The following is a 15461-nucleotide window of genomic DNA, read 5'->3' as shown; positions in this document are numbered from 1 at the left end:
GATGTTGGCACTCGCGACCAGCGTCGTCGGCAGGTCTCCTGGCTGACAGGTCATCATCTGCTGCGGCCTTCCCGGTTTCCCAGTGGCGCAGTTGCGGCAGACTCGCTGTTTACAGTTGCGGGGGCAGTTCGGTCACGATCAGCGGATCGCTCCGGATTCCCTCTTAGGCCCTATGCACAGTGGCGGTGGGCACCGACGAAGGCTGTATTATGCCCGCTTTGCGCGCAGGCACGACAGCCAGCTGGTCGGGCGACGCGCTAATGTCGGTTTGAGGAAAGCGCATGACGGCCTGGTTAACCCTGGTAGGCATTGGTGAAGACGGCTATGCCGGCCTGGGTGAGGCGGCGCGGCGGGCGCTGGGCGAGGCGCAGTGGATAGTCGGCAGCCCACGGCAGCTGGCGCTGTTGCCCAGCGATCTGCCGGGGCAGCACGAACTCTGGCCGAGCCCCTTTAGCCTGGAGTCGGTATTGGCGCGGCGCGGGATGCCGGTATGCGTACTGGCCAGCGGTGACCCGCTGTTCTATGGGGTTGGCGCAAGCCTGGCGCGGCAGCTGCCGGCTGAGGAGTTGCGGGTGTTTTCTGCGCCCTCGTCGGTGTCACTGGCCGCCGCCCGTATGGGTTGGCCGTTGCAGGAGGTGAGGGTGCTGTCGCTGGTGGCGCGGCCGTTGGCGGCGTTGCAGGCGCAGCTTTTCCCCGGAGCGCGGCTGCTGTTATTGAGCAATGACGGCGACAGCCCGGCGGCGGTGGCCGAGTTGCTGCGGGCGCGCGGTTTTGGCCCTAGCCGTTTGACCCTGCTGGAGCATCTGGGCGGCGCTCAGGAACGACGCATCGATGGCCTGGCCAGCGATTGGGCAGTGCCGCGTGCTGCCGATCTTAATCTGCTGGCGGTCGAGTGCGTGGCGGGTGTCGAGGCGCGCTTGCTGCCGCTCACTCCAGGTTTGCTGGACGACGCCTATCGGCACGACGGCCAGCTGACCAAGCGCGACGTGCGCGCCATCACCCTGGCGCGCCTGGCGCCGCAACCCGGTGAGCTGCTCTGGGATGTCGGCGCCGGCTGCGGCTCCATCGGTATCGAGTGGATGCGCGCGTACCCTAGTTGTCGGGCGCTGGCCATCGAGGCCGATGCCGGCCGTCAGGCGCATATTCAGCACAACCGCGATGCCCTCGGCGTGCCCGGCCTGCAACTGGTCGCCGGCCGTGCGCCCGAAGCACTGAGCGGACTGGCTGCGCCGGATGCGATCTTTATCGGCGGCGGGGTGACCATCCCTGGCGTGCTGGAGCAGTGCTGGGCCAGCCTGAAACCAGGCGGGCGGCTGGTGGCCAATGCCGTAACCCTGCAAAGCGAAGCGGCGCTGCTGGCCTGGCGCGAGCAGGTGGGCGGCGAGCTGACCCGCATTAGCGTGGCTCAGGCGCAGCCGCTGGGCGGTTTCGACACCTGGCGCAGCGCCTTGCCGATCACCCTGCTGGAGGTGCGCAAGCCGTGAGCCCGCGCATCCTGCTGCTCGGCGGCACCACCGAGGCGTTGCGCCTAGCGCGCCGTTTAAGTCCAGATGCTATCTACAGCCTGGCCGGGTTGGGCCGGGTGCCGGATGACTTGCCTTGTCAGGTGCGCGTCGGCGGCTTTGGCGGAGCTGAAGGCTTGGCGACGTTTATCCGCGAACAGGGCGTCGAGCTGCTGCTGGATTTGACCCACCCCTATGCCGCGCAGATCAGCACCAATGCCGCCCGCGCCGCCGAGCTGAGCGGGATCGCCTGCTGGGCGCTGCGTCGTCCCGGCTGGCAGGCCGGCGAGGGCGATGACTGGCGTGAAGTGGACGACTGGGCCGGGCTGATCGAAGCGCTGGTGCCGTTCCGTCGTCCGCTATTTACCCTCGGCCGCGAACCGCTGGAACACCTGCACGAGATTCCCCCGCATCAGCACTGGACCGTGCGCTGCCTGACGGCGCAGCAAGGCGTGCCGCGTGCCGAGATTATCGGTGCGCGCGGGCCGTTCGCGCTGGACGAGGAACGCGCGCTATTCGCCCGCCTGGGCACCGATGTATTGATCAGCAAGAACAGCGGTAGCCAGTCCACCGAGCCGAAACTGCAGGTGGCGCGGGAGCTGGGCCTGCTGGTGCTGCTGCTGCGTCGGCCGCTCTTGCCGAATGTGGAGCGCGAGTTTGTCAGCCTCGAAGCGCTGGCTGAGGCGCTGCAGCTGTAGAGCGATCCAGGTAGGGTGGATGACGCTTCACCCATCCACCAACTGCATGGTGGATAAAAACGGCGTTATCCACCCTACGTGCCAAATGCAAAAAATCCCCTGCTAGGGATCCTCTGAAGTAGCCATGCATTTCTGGCTGACGTCAGCCTCTGCTGATTTCGAAAGTGATAAATCGATCAAAAACGATCAGATTACCGGCTCATTTCTGTGTTTTTAGCCGCCGCGAGCACCTCGCGGCAGCCATTTCCAGCATTACGGGCGCACCTCTCCTGCATTCGTCAGTAAATGTCGGCGCGCCATCCACAGATTTGACAGCGCGAATAAAGTCACCAGTTGCGCCGTGTTTTTGACCAGGCCACGGAAGCGCGTCTTCACATAACCGAACTGACGCTTGATCACCCGAAACGGATGCTCGACCTTGGCTCGCACTTGGGCCTTGGCCTTCTCGATTTTGCGCTTGGCTTTGTACAGCGCGCTGCGCTTACCGAGTTTCTTGTAAGTGCTACGCCGTGCTGCAACCTGCCAGATCACTTGACGGCCCTCATGCTCGGGGCGCTTCTCGACACCGGTATATCCGGCATCGGCCCCCACCATGTTTTCCTCGCCGTGCAGCAGCTTATCGACCTGGGTGACATCCGCCACGTTGGCGGCAGTACCCACCACGCTGTGCACCAAGCCAGACTCGTCATCCACCCCGATGTGCGCCTTCATGCCGAAGTAATACTGATTGCCTTTCTTGGTTGAGTGCATCTCAGGGTCACGCTTACCGTTCTTGTTCTTGGTTGAACTCGGCGCGTTGATCAGCGTGGCATCGACGATGGTGCCTTGGCGCAGCGACAAACCACGGTCACCCAGGTAGCCATTGATCACGGCCAGGATGCCGGCAGCCAGTTCGTGTTTTTCCAGCAAGCGGCGGAAGTTGAGGATGGTGGTTTCGTCAGGAATGCGCTCCAGAGTCAGCCCGGCAAACTGGCGTAGGATGGTGGTCTCGTACAGCGCCTCTTCCATCGCCGGATCGCTGTAACCGAACCAGTTTTGCATCAGATGCACTCGCAGCATCGCCATCAGCGGATAGGACGGTCGGCCGCCTTCACCCTTTGGATAATGCGGCTCGATCAAAGCGATCAACCCTTTCCATGGCACTACCCGATCCATCTCGATCAGGAACAATTCTTTGCGGGTCTGCTTGCGCTTGCCGGCGTACTCGGCGTCGGCGAAGGTCATCTGCTTCATCGGAAAACTCGGCGGGTGGAGTGCGGATATTTTGCCAAAATCAGGAAGTCTTTTTCAGACCATCCCTAGACTGCCGCCCCGCTTTGGAGGCCGCCATGACCACGTCCGTTTCCCCCTACGCCCGCATTCTGTTTGTCGGCCCTGAGCTTGCCGAGGGCTCGTTTACCGAGCTGCTGCGCCGCCGTCTGGCTGAGCTGCGCGGGGAAGCGGCGCTGGCCGATATAGTCGACACCAGTGAAAGCTATGCGCCGCTCTGGCAGCGCGTGGCCGAGGGCGAGCGGCCGCTGCTGGTGATCGATCTGGAGCCTGCGAGCAGCAGCCCGCACCTCGATTGGCTGCGCAGTGAACTAAGCCGGCAGGCCAATCCTGAGCAGCTGTTTGTCGTCAGTGCCATCGGCCAGGCCGACGGCTTGCCGGTGGAGGTCGCCTGCGCACTGATCGAACGCCCCGAGCTGCACCTGCCCTGTGTCGGTGTGGCCGCCGTGCCGGGGCATCACGCCTGGTCGCAGATTCCGCCTCACGCCCAGCGCCTGCTGCTGTGCAACGGCCCGCGCTGCACCCGGCGCGGTGCGTTGGACCTGTGGAAAACTCTGCGTCAGCGCCTCAAGGCCGCCGGCAAACTGGAGTGCGAGGGCGGGGTGCATATCACCCGTACACAGTGCCAGTTCCCCTGTGATCTGGGCCCGACCGCTAGCCTCTACCCGGCCGGCGAGTGGTTCCGCGTGCGCGATGAAGCCGAGCTGATCCGCCTGGTCGATGAGCGTCTGGTGGCCGGCCGCGCCGTGCCTGAGCTGCGGATTGATAAGGGCTGAGTGTGGGAGGGGCTTTAGCCGCGACTACAGCCGCTCGATCACTTATCAGAAGTCGCCGCTAAAGCGGAATGCCGCCCAGCGCCTCCCACAGATGTAACCCTCGCCCTTGAGCGGCTGGCCTTGTCGAGCTGATGCCTTGACTTGTGCCGGCGCGGATGGTCATATCCGCGCCGTTTCAGGTGTCTCACGCCGCCGTGCGTGAGGTTAAACGGGAAGTCGGTGCGCCCTTTGGGCCAGTCCGACGCTGCCCCCGCAACGGTAAGCGAGCGACGTCATCACGATGCCACTGTGCAGTTTCTGCATGGGAAGGCGATGACGTCATGACCCTCGTAAGCCCGGAGACCGGCCTGATTCTTAGAACCTGTTTACGATCTGCTGCGCGTCGGCCATCCGGCGTTAGAAATGACCTCGGGCTGCTCATTTACAACCAGTAAACTCCGCGCCCTTGGTCATTTCTGCCTTGTCTGGCTCTAGCTCGCGAGATCGTAAACAGGTTCTTAGGGTTATCTAGCCGCTGCGTTTAGCACGCAGCGGCAACTCCCAACTGTTTGGCAACCCGCGGTGGGCGGGCGTTGACGCCGATCGTGGGTGCCTGTGCGCCCGTGTTTTGCTGTTGCGCGTTTCCATCGGGATTGCCGTGCCTATCCCTTTTGCGATGGAAGCATCATGGCGCGCTATCCCCTGTCTCAACTCTCTGTTTCCCTTGCCCTGTGCCTGGTCGGTACGGCTGTGGCGGGCGAGTCCCCGGTCAATCTGCCGGCCACGACCGTGCAGGTCAAGGTTGCTGCGGAGGGCGAAAGCGATCTGCATACGCCCACCAGCAGCGGTTCGCGCCTGGGCCTGACGGCTCTGCAAACCCCGGCCAGCACCAGCAGCCTGAGCGGCGCGCAGGTGCGCGGGCGCAACAACCTCAGCGTACAGGACGCGGTCACCCGCACCCCTGGCATCAGCAGCATCGGCAGCCCCGGCAATGGCGGCACCGCACTGTCGGCGCGCGGCTTTACCGGGCACAGCGCGACCATGCAGCTGTACGACGGCACCCGCCAGTATGTCGGGGCCGGCACCGTGACCTTCCCGGTCGACACCTGGTCGGTGGAGCGCGTTGACGTGCTGCGCGGCCCTGCCTCGGTGCTCTACGGTGAAGGCGCGACCGGCGCGGTGATCAACGTGGTGCCGAAAAAGCCGTTTAGCGGCGCCATCAGCAACCAGCTGCGTATCGGCTACGGCAGCGACGACCGTCGCCAGGCCGCGCTGGACAGCGGTGGCTCGCTCAGCGATGCGTTGAGCTACCGCCTCAACCTCAATCAGCAGGCCAGCAATGGCTGGGTCGATGACGGCGAGTCGCAGAGCCAGGCGCTCAGCGCCGCCCTGCGCTGGGATGCCAGCGATGCGCTGAGTTTTACCCTGTCCCATGATCAGGGCGATCAGGACCCGCAGCGCTACCTGGGCACGCCGCTGGTCGCGGGCAAGTATCGCGAGAGCCTGCGCGAGCGCAATTACAACGTCGATAACGCCGAGGTTCGCTACAACGATCAGATCACCCGACTGGTCAGCGACTGGCGGATCAATGACGCCCTGACCGCCAGTAACCAGCTCTACTACATCAAGACCCAGCGCTACTGGCGCAATGCCGAGTCCTACCGCTGGCAGCCGGGCGATCAGGTCAAGCGCAGCGACTTCTACGAGATCAAGCACACCCAGGAGCAGGTCGGCGATCGCCAGACCTTCACCCTGGAACACGCCCTGTTCGGCCTGGATAGTCGCACCGTGGTGGGCGTGGATTACAACCGCATCCACTTCGCCCGTCAGCACGATTTTTCCAGCAGCTTCACTGACACGGTGCCGCTTGCCGGCAGCGGTGGCGGCCAGTATCAGAGCACCGATCCGCTGGGTTATGGCCCGCGCGAGCGCAACCTGGCGCGGCAGTTCTCGCTGTTCGCAGAGAACCGCACCCAGCTGACCGACCGCCTGTCGCTGGTCAGCGGTGTGCGCCGCGATCAGGTGCATATCCAGCGCGACAACCTGCTGGCCGACAGCAGTGCCGACCGCAGCCTGACGGGCGATAACTGGCGCGCCGGGTTGGTCTTCGAGGTTACGCCAGAGCTGTCGCTGTACGGCCAGTACGCCACCAGCACCGAGGGCGTGAGCAACCTGCTGACGCTCAATCCGACGCAGCAGCAGTTCGACCTGAGCGAGGCCAAGCAGACCGAGATCGGCCTCAAGCAGGCGTTCTGGAATGGCCAGGGCGAATGGACGCTGGCCGCTTACCATATCGTCAAGGAGAAGCTGCTCAGCCGTGCCACCCCGACCGCGCCGACCGAGCAGATCGGCCAGCAGTCATCCGACGGTCTGGAAGCTACTCTGGAACTGGCGCTGGGGCAGGGTTGGCAGGTGTCGGCCAACGCCGCGTTGGTGCGTGCCGAGTACGACGACTTCCGCGAGGCCGGTGGTGACCGCAGCGGCAATCGGCCGACCAACGTGCCACGGCGCACCGCCAACCTGTGGTTGAGCAAGGCGCTGAGCGAGCAGGTGCAGGCCGGTATCGGCGCGCGTTATGTCGATGCGCGCTACGCCGACACGGCGAACACTGTGACGTTGCCGAGCTACACCGTGGTCGATGCCAATATCGGCTGGCAGGTGCAGGCGGACGTGCGCCTGGGCCTGGAGCTGAACAACCTGTTCGACCGCCAGTACGCCACCACCGGCAGCAGCGATGGCCAGCAGTGGTACCTGGGCGCGCCGCGTTCGTTGTTCGTCACTGCCGATTACCGTTTCTGATGCCGCGCTTGCAGATCAGCGAGCTGGCCTGGTCGCCCAACGGCGAGCAGGCCTTGCTCGACGGCATCGAGCTTGCGGTGGGCGATGGTCAGCTGGTCGGTCTGCTCGGTCCCAATGGCAGCGGCAAGACCAGCCTGCTGCGCTGCGCCTACCGCTTTCAGCGGCCTGATCAGGGCCGTGTCGAGCTGGACGGCGAAGCGCTGTGGAGCCGTTCGCCGCGCTGGTGCGCGCAGCGGGTGGCAGTGGTGCTGCAGGAGTTTCCCCAGGACTTCGGCCTGACCGTGGCCGAAGTCGCCGCCATGGGGCGCACGCCACACAAGGGCCTGTTCGATGGTGATGATCAGGCCGATGTTGCCCTGGTCGAGCAGGCGCTGGCGCGGGTGGGTTTGACTGAGCACAAGCGCCAGGCCTTCGCCCATCTCTCCGGCGGCGAGAAGCAGCGCGTGCTGCTGGCTCGCGCGCTGGTGCAGCAACCGACGCTGCTGATCCTTGATGAGCCGACCAATCACCTCGACCCACGCTACCAGCTGGAGCTGCTGCGGCTGATCAAGACCCTTGGCCTGGCGACCCTGGCCAGCTTCCACGATCTCAACCTGGCAGCGGCCTTCTGCGACCGCCTGTATGTGCTCGACCACGGCCGCGTGGTGGCCAGCGGCACCCCGAATGAGGTGCTGACGGAAGCGCTGCTGGCCGAGGTGTATGGCGTGCAGGCGCTGGTCGACCGTCATCCTCTCGCGGGGCACCCGCGTATTACCTGGATAGTTTGATGAATACTGGCGAATACACTGGCTCTACCCTAGAGCAACTTGAGCGGTTTAGCGTCTATGAGTCGCGGTTAAAGCCCCTCCCACAAATGTGTGTTGCCGTTGTGGGAGGGGCTTTAGCCGCGATGTGTCAACACTGGTCGCTGCCGAAGCAAAACGCCGCCCGGCCCCTCCCATATTTACTGCTGCTGGGACTGGTGTTTGCAGCCACCCCGGCGCTGGCCGTCACGGTCACCAGCTGCGACCGTCAGCTGAGCATCGCGCAACCGCCGCAGCGCGCCGTCAGTCAGGACATCAACCTGACCGGCATGCTGCTGGCCCTCGGGCTGAAATCACGAATGGTCGGTTACAGTGGTATCAGCGCCTGGAAAACCCCCAACCCCGAGCTGATGGCGCAGCTGGCCGATTTGCCCGAGCTGGCGGCGCGGCACCCGTCGCTGGAGAACCTGCTCAACGCCGAGGCGGATTTCTTCTTTGCCGGCTGGAACTACGGCATGCGCGTCGGCGGTGAAGTCACCCCGGCCAGCCTGGCGCGATTCGGCATCCCGGTGTACGAGCTGAGCGAGTCCTGCGCCCACGTCATGCCACGTCGGGTGGCCAGCCTGGAGGATGTCTACAACGACCTGCACAACCTCGGCCGCATCTTCGCCGTGGAGCCGCGCGCCGAAGCGCTGGTGCAGGGCATGCAGCAACGGGTGGCGGCGGTACGCGCCCGCCTGGCCGACAGTGGCCCGGCGCCACGGGTATTTCTCTACGACAGCGGCGAGGAAAGCCCGTTTACCGCCGGCCGCCTGGCCATGCCACAGGCGCTGATCGAGGCCGCTGGCGGGCGCAATGTGATGGATGAGCTGGCCGCGAGCTGGGTGCGCGTTGGTTGGGAAGCGGTGATCAGCAGCGACCCCGAGGTGATTCTGATCGTCGATTACGGCGAGCGTAGCGCGGCGCAGAAGCGTGATTTTCTGCTGCAACATCCAGCGTTGCAGGGGCTGACGGCGATTCGTGAACAGCGCTTTGTGGTGCTGCCGTACCTGGCGGTGACGCCGAGCCTGGAAAATGCCGCCGCCATCGAAACCCTGGCCGCCGCGCTGCACCCGCAGGCGTTCGGCCAATGATTCGCAGCCCGCGCGCCTACCGCCTGTTGCTGCTGGTGCTGGCCTTGGCGCTGGCCTTGTCCTGCGCCGCGTCATTGGGCTTTGGCGCCGCGCCGGTGCCCTTGCCGCGCGTGCTGGAGATTCTCGGCCAGCGCCTGTTTGACCTGCAGCCGGCGCAGGCGGTGAGCAGCGCCCAGGACAGCATCGTCTGGCTGATCCGTGCGCCACGGGTGGTGCTCGGTGCGCTGGTGGGGGCCGGGCTGGCGCTGGTCGGCACGGCGTTGCAGGCGGTTACCCGCAATCCGCTGGCTGATCCGCATCTGCTGGGTGTCAGTTCCGGTGCGGCGCTCGGTGCGGTGATTGTGGTGCTGTACCTGGGGGAATTTATCGGCCTGCTCAGCCTGCCGCTGGCAGCCTTTGTCGGCGCGCTGGTGAGCATGCTGCTGGTGCTGGCGATTGCCAGTCGCGGCGGCCGGCTGGAGAGTGGCCGCCTGTTGCTGGCCGGGGTGGCGGTGTCGTTTGTGATGATGGCGGCAAGCAACCTGCTGCTGTTTCTCGGTGATCACCATGCCGCCAGTTCGGTGATCTTCTGGATGCTCGGCGGCCTCGGGCTGGCGCGTTGGGAACTGCTCTGGTTGCCGGCGCTGTGCTTGATGCTGGCCCTGCTGCTGTTACTCGGTCTGGCGCGGGCGCTGAATGCGCTGATGGCCGGTGAACACAGCGCAGTGAGTCTGGGGCTGGAGCCACGTCGGGTGCGTTTGTTGGTGTTTGTCTGCGCTTCGCTGCTGACCGGGGTGCTGGTGTCGCTGAGCGGTGCCATCGGCTTTGTCGGGCTGATCCTGCCGCACGTGGCGCGCTTTCTGGTGGGCGCCGAACACCGTCGCCTGCTGCCGGTCAGTGCGCTGCTTGGCGCGCTGTTTCTGGTCTGGGTGGATGTTGCCGCGCGCACCCTGCTGGCGCCGCAGGACCTGCCCATCGGCATCGCCACGGCAGCAATTGGCGGGGTGTTTTTCGTGTTTTTGCTGCGTCGGCGCTGAATCGCTAAAGTTTTTTTCAGCGCTGCTGTAACGCCTGTTCGTCTCGTCGCTCTAGTTGAATGCCGGCACACAAAACCCTTTTCGTCCGGCCAACCCAGATCACCCGAGGATATGACATGAACATGAAATCTACCGCTGCTACTGGTGCTGCTATCGCCTTCGCTGCTGCCAGCCTGTTTGCTGGTCTCTCAAGCACCGTAGCAGTGGCTGAAGAAGCCAAAGTACATTGTTACGGCGTCACGTCCTGCAAAGGCCAGAATGATTGCAAAACCGCCGAAAACAGCTGCAAAGGTCAGGGTGCTTGCAAAGGTCACGGCTTCAAGTCGATGACCCTCGCTGAGTGCAATGCCGCCAAAGGTACTGTCGGCGAGTAAGTGAGCCGGGGCGGCCGCCGCGCGGTTGCCCCGCATCACCCTGCAAGGAGCCAGCAATGAATGCTCAACGCGGTAATCTGGGCTTTGGCCTGGGCCTGCGCAGCACCTATTACCAAGCCATTCTCGAACAACGGCCGGCGATCGACTGGTTCGAGATCGTCTCGGAAAATTACCTGGTAGCGGGCGGCAAGGCCCTCTACTTTCTCGATGCCATCGGCGAGCAGTACCCGCTGGTGATGCATGGCGTGTCGTTGTCGATTGGCGGCCCGCATGAGCTGGACCGCGACTACCTGCGTCAGCTCAAACACCTCGCCGCGCGCGTGCAGCCGGCGTGGATCTCCGATCACCTGTGCTGGAGCCGGGGCAATGCCCACCAGCTGCACGACCTGCTGCCGCTGCCTTATACCGAGGAGAGCCTGCAGCATGTGGTCGCGCGGGTGCGCCAGGTGCAGGACGTGATCGAACGGCCGCTGGTGCTGGAGAACGTTTCCAGTTACCTGCGCTGCGCCGATGATCAGTTCAGCGAATGGCAGTTTCTCGCTGCACTCAGCGAGTTGAGCGGCTGTGAGCTGTTGCTGGACGTCAATAACGTCTACGTCAGCGCACGCAACCACGGCTTCGATGCCTGGACCTTTATCAGCAGCCTGCCCAAGCAGCGCATCCGTCAGCTGCACCTGGCCGGCCACAGCGATTACGGCAGCTACCTGATCGATACCCATGATCAACCGGTCAGCGACCCGGTCTGGCAGCTTTATCAACGAACCCTGCAGCACCTCGGGCCGGTCTCTACGTTGCTGGAGCGTGACGATCATTTCCCCGACCTGGATGTGCTGCTCGACGAGCTGAACACTGCGCGCCGGTTTGCAGCCCAAGCGCTGCAAGGCACACCGCAATGCGCCTGAGCGACTGGCAGGCGCAGGTGCAGGCCTACCTGCTCAATCCCGATGCCCAGCCCAATTCGGCGCTGCAGGCCAGTCTGCTGGGCAGCGCGGCGCTGAGTGCCGAGCAGGGCTTGGCGATTTACCACAACGCCTACCGCGCGCGCCTGCTGGAAGCCTTGCGTGGTGATTATCCGGCGGTGCATGGCTGGCTCGGTGACGAGGAATTCGATGCCCTGGCCCTGGCCTATCTCGATGCGCATCACTCGCAGCATTTCAGCCTGCGCTGGTTAGGCGCAAAGCTGGCTGACTTTATCGACGGCTACCTGATTCCCGCCCAGGCCGCGCCACTCAGTGAGCTGGCACGGCTGGAATGGGCCTTTACCCTGGCCTTTGATGCACCGGAAGGCCAGCCCCTGAGCCTGATGCAGATGGCCGAACTGCCGGCCGAAGCCTGGCCGACCCTGCAGGTGCGTTTGTTACCGAGCGTGCAGTGGCTGGCGTGCCGGCATAACAGCCTGGCGATCTGGCGCGCGGGCAAGGAGCAGGGTGACTTCCCTGGCAGCCAGCCACTGGTTGCGACAGAGACCTGTGTGGTCTGGCGTGATCAGTTGATTACCCGCTACCGCAGCCTGGCGGCCGATGAAGCAGTGGCACTTCAGGGCATGGCCGTGCAGGGCTGGGGCTTCGCCGAGCTGTGTGGCGAGCTGGCGCACCTGGGCGAACAGGCGCCGGTGCAGGCGGTGAGCTGGTTGCGTCAGTGGTTGGCGGACGGCCTGCTGCAGCGGGCCGATCACCTCTCGCGCTGATTGTTCTGCCCTGTCGGGAAAACTCCGGCAGGGCATTTTCCTTCAATACCCTGCAGCGCGCGCCTGTCAGCCTGGCATCTCCTTTGGTTGTGCTGACAGGTGTGTGATGAATACGCTGGTTTATTCCATGGCGGGTTTTGCCCTCGCTGCTTCGATCTCTCCCGGCCCGGTCAACCTGCTCGCCCTCAGCGCCGGCGCGCGCCATGGGCTGCGCAGCAGCATGCGCCATGTCACCGGGGCGACATTCGGCTTTACCGCGTTGTTACTGGCCATGGGCCTGGGTTTGCAGCAGCTGTTGCAGCAATGGCCGGCGCTGACGCACTGGGTGGCTTATTTTGGTGTCGCCTTTCTGCTGTACATGGCCTACGGCCTGGCCCGGGCTGACGGGCAGCTGAGTGGCAACGACGCGCAGCAGCGCCCGTCGCTGTTCAAGGGCGCGCTGATGCAGTGGCTCAACCCCAAGGCCTGGCTGGCCTCGATGGCAGGGATGGGTGCCTATGCGGCGGATGGTGATCTGTGGCGGGTGGGGCAGTTCGCGGCGCTGTATTTCGTGATCTGTTATCTGTCGATCAGTTGCTGGGCGCTGGCTGGGGTTTACCTGCGCCAGTATCTGGAGAATCCGCTGTACCTGCGCCGGTTCAATCGCGGCCTGGCCTTGCTGCTGGTGCTGTCAGCGGTTTATCTGCTGGTCTGATCAGGCGCGGCGGTATTGCCCAGGGGTGGCGGCGAGCAGCTGTTTGAAGGTGCGCTGCAAGTGCGCCTGATCGGCAAAGCCGGCGTCCAGCGCCACCTCGGCAATCGACTCGCCACGCTTCAGCCCGGCCTGGGCCACTTGCACGCGGCAGTTGAGCAGGTAGGCATGCGGGGTCATACCGTAGTGCTGGCGGAAACTGCGAGTCAGGTAGGAGGGCGACAGCTCGGCGGCGCTGCAGATGTCTTCCAGCTTGAGCGTCTGGGTGCAGTGCGCACGGATAAATTCTGCGGCCAGACGAATGCGCGGGTTGTCCTCGCGGATCGGAGCCGGCGCGGGGGCCAGGCGCTGTTGCAGGGTGCTGAAATAGTCGAGCAGAGCGCATTCTTTGCGCAGGTGATCGACCGATGCATCGTTGAGCAGGTCGTACAGCTGATTGAGGCCGTTGAACAGCTTGGGGTCGCGGCTGAGGATGGCGGAGAAGGGCTGCAGGGGCTGGTTGTGGCTGAAGCCCAGCTGGTGTTGCAGCTCGCCCAACCAGGTGCTGTCGATGTAGAACATGCGATACGACCAGGGCTGCCCATCCACGGGGTTGCAGGTATGCACGTCACCGGGGTTCATCAGCACCAGCGTGCCGGCGGCGACCTGCTCGCGCGCCTTTTCATTGAGGTAGGTGCTGCGGCCCTGGGTGATGGTGCCGATCGAAAAACACTCATGGGAATGCTTGGCGTAGCACAGCAGACGGCCATCGAGGGCTTCGCGCGTTTCGACAAAGGGCAGCGCGGGGTCGCGCCAGAAGCGTGGGGGGGGTGACCTGTTGCTCAGTGCTCATCATGCATCCCTGGCGTAGTCGCCTTGACCAAGCGCTGACTATAGCGGCCGGGGAGGGTTGTTCAAACAGTCGAGCGGTACAGTGCTTTGCCTTACCATGCCGGCTTCGCCTCGTTACGAGCCGCACATGCCTGCCATTTTGTTGCGTTACCGCGTTGCCTTGATCGTCCTGCTGATTCTGCTCGGGTTGTTGGCGAGTATCTGGCTGGCCGGGCGTTATGCCGAGCAGCGTGCCTGGCAAGTGCGCAGTGTCGAGGCGCGGGGTCAGTTGCAGTTGTATGCGCAGTCGATTCATACCCTGGTCGAGCGTTTTCGTTCGGTGCCGGAAGTGCTGGCGCTGGACAGCGATATTCGCGCCTTGCTGCGTGCGCCGGATGACCGTCTGTTGCGGCGCAAACTTAACCAGCGTCTGGAGCAACTCAACGCAGCGGCGGGTTCCAATGTGCTCTACCTGCTGGATGCACGGGGCGAAACCCTGGTGGCCAGCAACTGGGGTGACTGGAGCAGCTTCGTCGGCAACAACTACGCCTTTCGCCCGTATTTTCAGGATGCCGTACGTCAGTCCTCCGGGCGCTATTTTGCCGTGGGGGTGACCACCGGCATTCCCGGTTATTTCCTTTCCCATGCCGTGCGCGACGACAGCGGTGTGGTACTGGGCGTGTTGGTGGTCAAGCTGGAGCGGGAAGAGTTGCAGCGCGAATGGGTGGGGCAATCGGGGGTGTTGCTGGTGGCGGACAGCCATTCGGTGGTGATCCTCAGTAACCGCCCGGCCTGGCGCTTTCTCGCCCTTGAGGCCTTGAGCGATCAGCAGCGTGACGAGCTGGTCAACGAGCGCAAGTACGCCGAACAAGCCCTGCAACCGCTGGCCAGTACCTTGCGCCGGCAGATCGACAGCGACAGCCAGTGGCGCTGGGTGCAAGGCCCGGATGGTCCACGTGACTACCTCTGGCAGCGTCAGGCCCTGGGCGATGAAGGCTGGACCCTGCACCTGCTGCACGAGCCGAAAACCCTGGTCGACAGCGTGCGCAGCTACCGCCTGGCTGCCGCCGGGGTGTGGATGACCCTGGCGTTTCTGCTGCTTTACCTGGCCCAGCGGCGCAAGAACCAGCGTCTGCAGGCCGGCATTCGTGAACGCCTGGAGCGTGAAGTGGCGCTGCGTACCGCCGAGTTGCGCGAGGCTCAGGAAGGTCTGGTGCACGCGGCGAAGATGGCCGCGTTGGGGCAGATGTCGGCGGCCATGGCCCATGAAATCAACCAACCGCTGACCGCCATGCAGATGCAACTGGCCAGCCTGCGCCTGTTGCTCGATAGCGGTCGCCAGGACGATGTGCGCGAGGGACTGCAGCGTATCGATGCGCTGCTGCAACGCATCGCCGGGCTCACCGGCCACCTGAAAACCTTCGCCCGCAAAAGCCCGGCGGGGCTGAGCGAGCGGCTGCGTTTGAGTGATGTGCTGGAGCAGGCCCTGCAACTGCTGGCGCCGCGCTTGCGCAGTGAACAGGTGCAGTTGCACAGCGAGATCGACACGGAGGCGCGGGTGCTGAGCGATGCCATTCGCCTGGAACAGGTGCTGCTCAATTTGCTGAACAACGCCCTGGATGCCATGGCGGACAGCACCGTGCGGCAGTTGCAGATCCGCATCGAGCGCCAGGCCGAACAGTGCCTGCTGAGCATCACTGACAGCGGCGGCGGCATCGCCAGCGAGGCGCTGGAGCATGTGTTCGAGCCGTTCTTTACCACCAAGCCGGTGGGTGCCGGATTGGGCCTCGGCTTGGCGGTGTCCTACGGCATCGTCCGCGAACTGGGCGGCAGCCTGGAGGCGGCCAATGCTGAGCAGGGTGCAATCTTTACCCTGCGCCTGCCCGCTGTACCGGATGCGTAGGGTGGATGGCGCTGTATCCATCCACCAAGGCTGCCACCGCTGGTGGATGTAAAGAGCGACATCCACCCTACAGATGCACCG

At 64.3% G+C, this 15461-nt stretch carries 14 protein-coding genes and 2 riboswitches; of the genes, 12 read left to right on the top strand and 2 right to left on the bottom strand.

The window, feature by feature from the left end; genetic code table 11:
- Positions 1 to 11 precede the first annotated feature (11 nt).
- Positions 12 to 212, bottom strand: a riboswitch (cobalamin riboswitch).
- A 69-nt stretch (positions 213 to 281) separates the two neighbouring features.
- Together cbiE and BLW24_RS07345 are read left to right on the top strand one after the other, a co-directional pair.
- Positions 282 to 1484, top strand: a complete 1203-nt coding sequence (gene cbiE, locus BLW24_RS07350; protein ID WP_090378590.1) for a precorrin-6y C5,15-methyltransferase (decarboxylating) subunit CbiE — start codon at positions 282 to 284, stop codon at positions 1482 to 1484.
- Entirely contained in the window at positions 1481 to 2200 is a 720-nt protein-coding gene (locus tag BLW24_RS07345) for a cobalt-precorrin-6A reductase (RefSeq protein ID WP_090378588.1), read from the top strand. The genes cbiE and BLW24_RS07345 overlap by 4 nt, the downstream gene beginning before the upstream one ends.
- Before the next feature lie 252 nt (positions 2201 to 2452).
- On the opposite strand, the gene BLW24_RS07340 is transcribed toward BLW24_RS07345, so the two are convergent.
- Positions 2453 to 3433: an IS5 family transposase gene (locus tag BLW24_RS07340; protein WP_090375326.1), complete on the bottom strand. Its 981-nt coding sequence runs from the start codon at positions 3431 to 3433 to the stop codon at positions 2453 to 2455.
- 95 nt (positions 3434 to 3528) lie between these two features.
- Here BLW24_RS07340 and BLW24_RS07335 point away from each other — a divergent pair, with 95 nt between their 5' ends.
- The 9 genes from BLW24_RS07335 (at position 3529) to BLW24_RS07295 (ending at position 12670) form a co-directional block, all read left to right on the top strand.
- Positions 3529 to 4245: a (2Fe-2S) ferredoxin domain-containing protein gene (locus BLW24_RS07335; RefSeq protein WP_090378585.1), complete on the top strand. Its 717-nt coding sequence runs from the start codon at positions 3529 to 3531 to the stop codon at positions 4243 to 4245.
- A gap of 160 nt (positions 4246 to 4405) precedes the next feature.
- Positions 4406 to 4610: riboswitch (cobalamin riboswitch) on the top strand.
- Between the two features lie 301 nt (positions 4611 to 4911).
- Entirely contained in the window at positions 4912 to 7023 is a 2112-nt protein-coding gene (locus BLW24_RS07330; protein WP_090378582.1) for a TonB-dependent receptor, read from the top strand.
- Positions 7023 to 7790 carry an ABC transporter ATP-binding protein gene (locus BLW24_RS07325; RefSeq protein ID WP_090378578.1) on the top strand — a complete coding sequence of 256 codons (768 nt, stop codon included), beginning with the start codon at positions 7023 to 7025 and terminating at the stop codon, positions 7788 to 7790. The genes BLW24_RS07330 and BLW24_RS07325 overlap by 1 nt, the downstream gene beginning before the upstream one ends.
- A 122-nt stretch (positions 7791 to 7912) precedes the next feature.
- Positions 7913 to 8899 (top strand): ABC transporter substrate-binding protein, encoded by a 987-nt coding sequence (locus BLW24_RS07320; protein ID WP_167360340.1) that lies wholly within the window; start codon positions 7913 to 7915, stop codon positions 8897 to 8899.
- Positions 8896 to 9915, top strand: coding sequence for a FecCD family ABC transporter permease (locus tag BLW24_RS07315; protein WP_090378572.1), 1020 nt, complete (start codon positions 8896 to 8898; stop codon positions 9913 to 9915). Before BLW24_RS07320 ends, BLW24_RS07315 begins: the two co-directional genes overlap by 4 nt.
- Positions 9916 to 10031: 116 nt before the next feature.
- On the top strand, positions 10032 to 10289 hold the full coding sequence (gene bufA2 / locus BLW24_RS07310; RefSeq protein WP_090378569.1) for a BufA2 family periplasmic bufferin-type metallophore: 258 nt from the start codon (positions 10032 to 10034) through the stop codon (positions 10287 to 10289).
- Positions 10290 to 10345: 56 nt separating this feature from the next.
- Entirely contained in the window at positions 10346 to 11191 is an 846-nt protein-coding gene (gene bufB / locus BLW24_RS07305) for an MNIO family bufferin maturase (RefSeq protein WP_090378566.1), read from the top strand.
- Positions 11182 to 11976 carry an HvfC/BufC N-terminal domain-containing protein gene (locus BLW24_RS07300; RefSeq protein WP_090378563.1) on the top strand — a complete coding sequence of 265 codons (795 nt, stop codon included), beginning with the start codon at positions 11182 to 11184 and terminating at the stop codon, positions 11974 to 11976. The genes bufB and BLW24_RS07300 overlap by 10 nt, the downstream gene beginning before the upstream one ends.
- A gap of 106 nt (positions 11977 to 12082) precedes the next feature.
- Positions 12083 to 12670, top strand: coding sequence for a LysE family translocator (locus BLW24_RS07295; protein WP_090378560.1), 588 nt, complete (start codon positions 12083 to 12085; stop codon positions 12668 to 12670).
- On the opposite strand, the gene BLW24_RS07290 is transcribed toward BLW24_RS07295, so the two are convergent.
- Positions 12671 to 13492, bottom strand: a complete 822-nt coding sequence (locus tag BLW24_RS07290; protein ID WP_090378557.1) for an AraC family transcriptional regulator — start codon at positions 13490 to 13492, stop codon at positions 12671 to 12673.
- Positions 13493 to 13625: 133 nt separating this feature from the next.
- Here BLW24_RS07290 and BLW24_RS07285 point away from each other — a divergent pair, with 133 nt between their 5' ends.
- Entirely contained in the window at positions 13626 to 15380 is a 1755-nt protein-coding gene (locus BLW24_RS07285) for a sensor histidine kinase (protein WP_090387653.1), read from the top strand.
- The last annotated feature ends 81 nt before the right edge of the window (positions 15381 to 15461 follow it).

This window comes from Pseudomonas anguilliseptica, assembly GCF_900105355.1.
Classification (GTDB): Bacteria; Pseudomonadota; Gammaproteobacteria; order Pseudomonadales; family Pseudomonadaceae; genus Aquipseudomonas; species Aquipseudomonas anguilliseptica.
This window is presented reverse-complemented; position numbering and strand designations above follow the sequence as displayed.

What these genes read in the sequence shown, in the direction of transcription:
- BLW24_RS07330 (WP_090378582.1), top strand. Translation starts at nt 4,912, where the DNA reads ATGGCGCGCTATCCCCTGTCTCAACTCTCTGTTTCCCTTGCCCTGTGC.
- BLW24_RS07300 (WP_090378563.1), top strand. Translation starts at nt 11,182, where the DNA reads ATGCGCCTGAGCGACTGGCAGGCGCAGGTGCAGGCCTACCTGCTCAAT.
- cbiE (WP_090378590.1), top strand. Translation starts at nt 282, where the DNA reads ATGACGGCCTGGTTAACCCTGGTAGGCATTGGTGAAGACGGCTATGCC.
- BLW24_RS07335 (WP_090378585.1), top strand. Translation starts at nt 3,529, where the DNA reads ATGACCACGTCCGTTTCCCCCTACGCCCGCATTCTGTTTGTCGGCCCT.
- BLW24_RS07315 (WP_090378572.1), top strand. Translation starts at nt 8,896, where the DNA reads ATGATTCGCAGCCCGCGCGCCTACCGCCTGTTGCTGCTGGTGCTGGCC.
- bufB (WP_090378566.1), top strand. Translation starts at nt 10,346, where the DNA reads ATGAATGCTCAACGCGGTAATCTGGGCTTTGGCCTGGGCCTGCGCAGC.
- BLW24_RS07325 (WP_090378578.1), top strand. Translation starts at nt 7,023, where the DNA reads ATGCCGCGCTTGCAGATCAGCGAGCTGGCCTGGTCGCCCAACGGCGAG.
- BLW24_RS07285 (WP_090387653.1), top strand. Translation starts at nt 13,626, where the DNA reads ATGCCTGCCATTTTGTTGCGTTACCGCGTTGCCTTGATCGTCCTGCTG.
- BLW24_RS07320 (WP_167360340.1), top strand. Translation starts at nt 7,913, where the DNA reads ATGTGTCAACACTGGTCGCTGCCGAAGCAAAACGCCGCCCGGCCCCTC.
- BLW24_RS07295 (WP_090378560.1), top strand. Translation starts at nt 12,083, where the DNA reads ATGAATACGCTGGTTTATTCCATGGCGGGTTTTGCCCTCGCTGCTTCG.
- bufA2 (WP_090378569.1), top strand. Translation starts at nt 10,032, where the DNA reads ATGAACATGAAATCTACCGCTGCTACTGGTGCTGCTATCGCCTTCGCT.
- BLW24_RS07340 (WP_090375326.1), bottom strand. Translation starts at nt 3,433, where the DNA reads ATGAAGCAGATGACCTTCGCCGACGCCGAGTACGCCGGCAAGCGCAAG.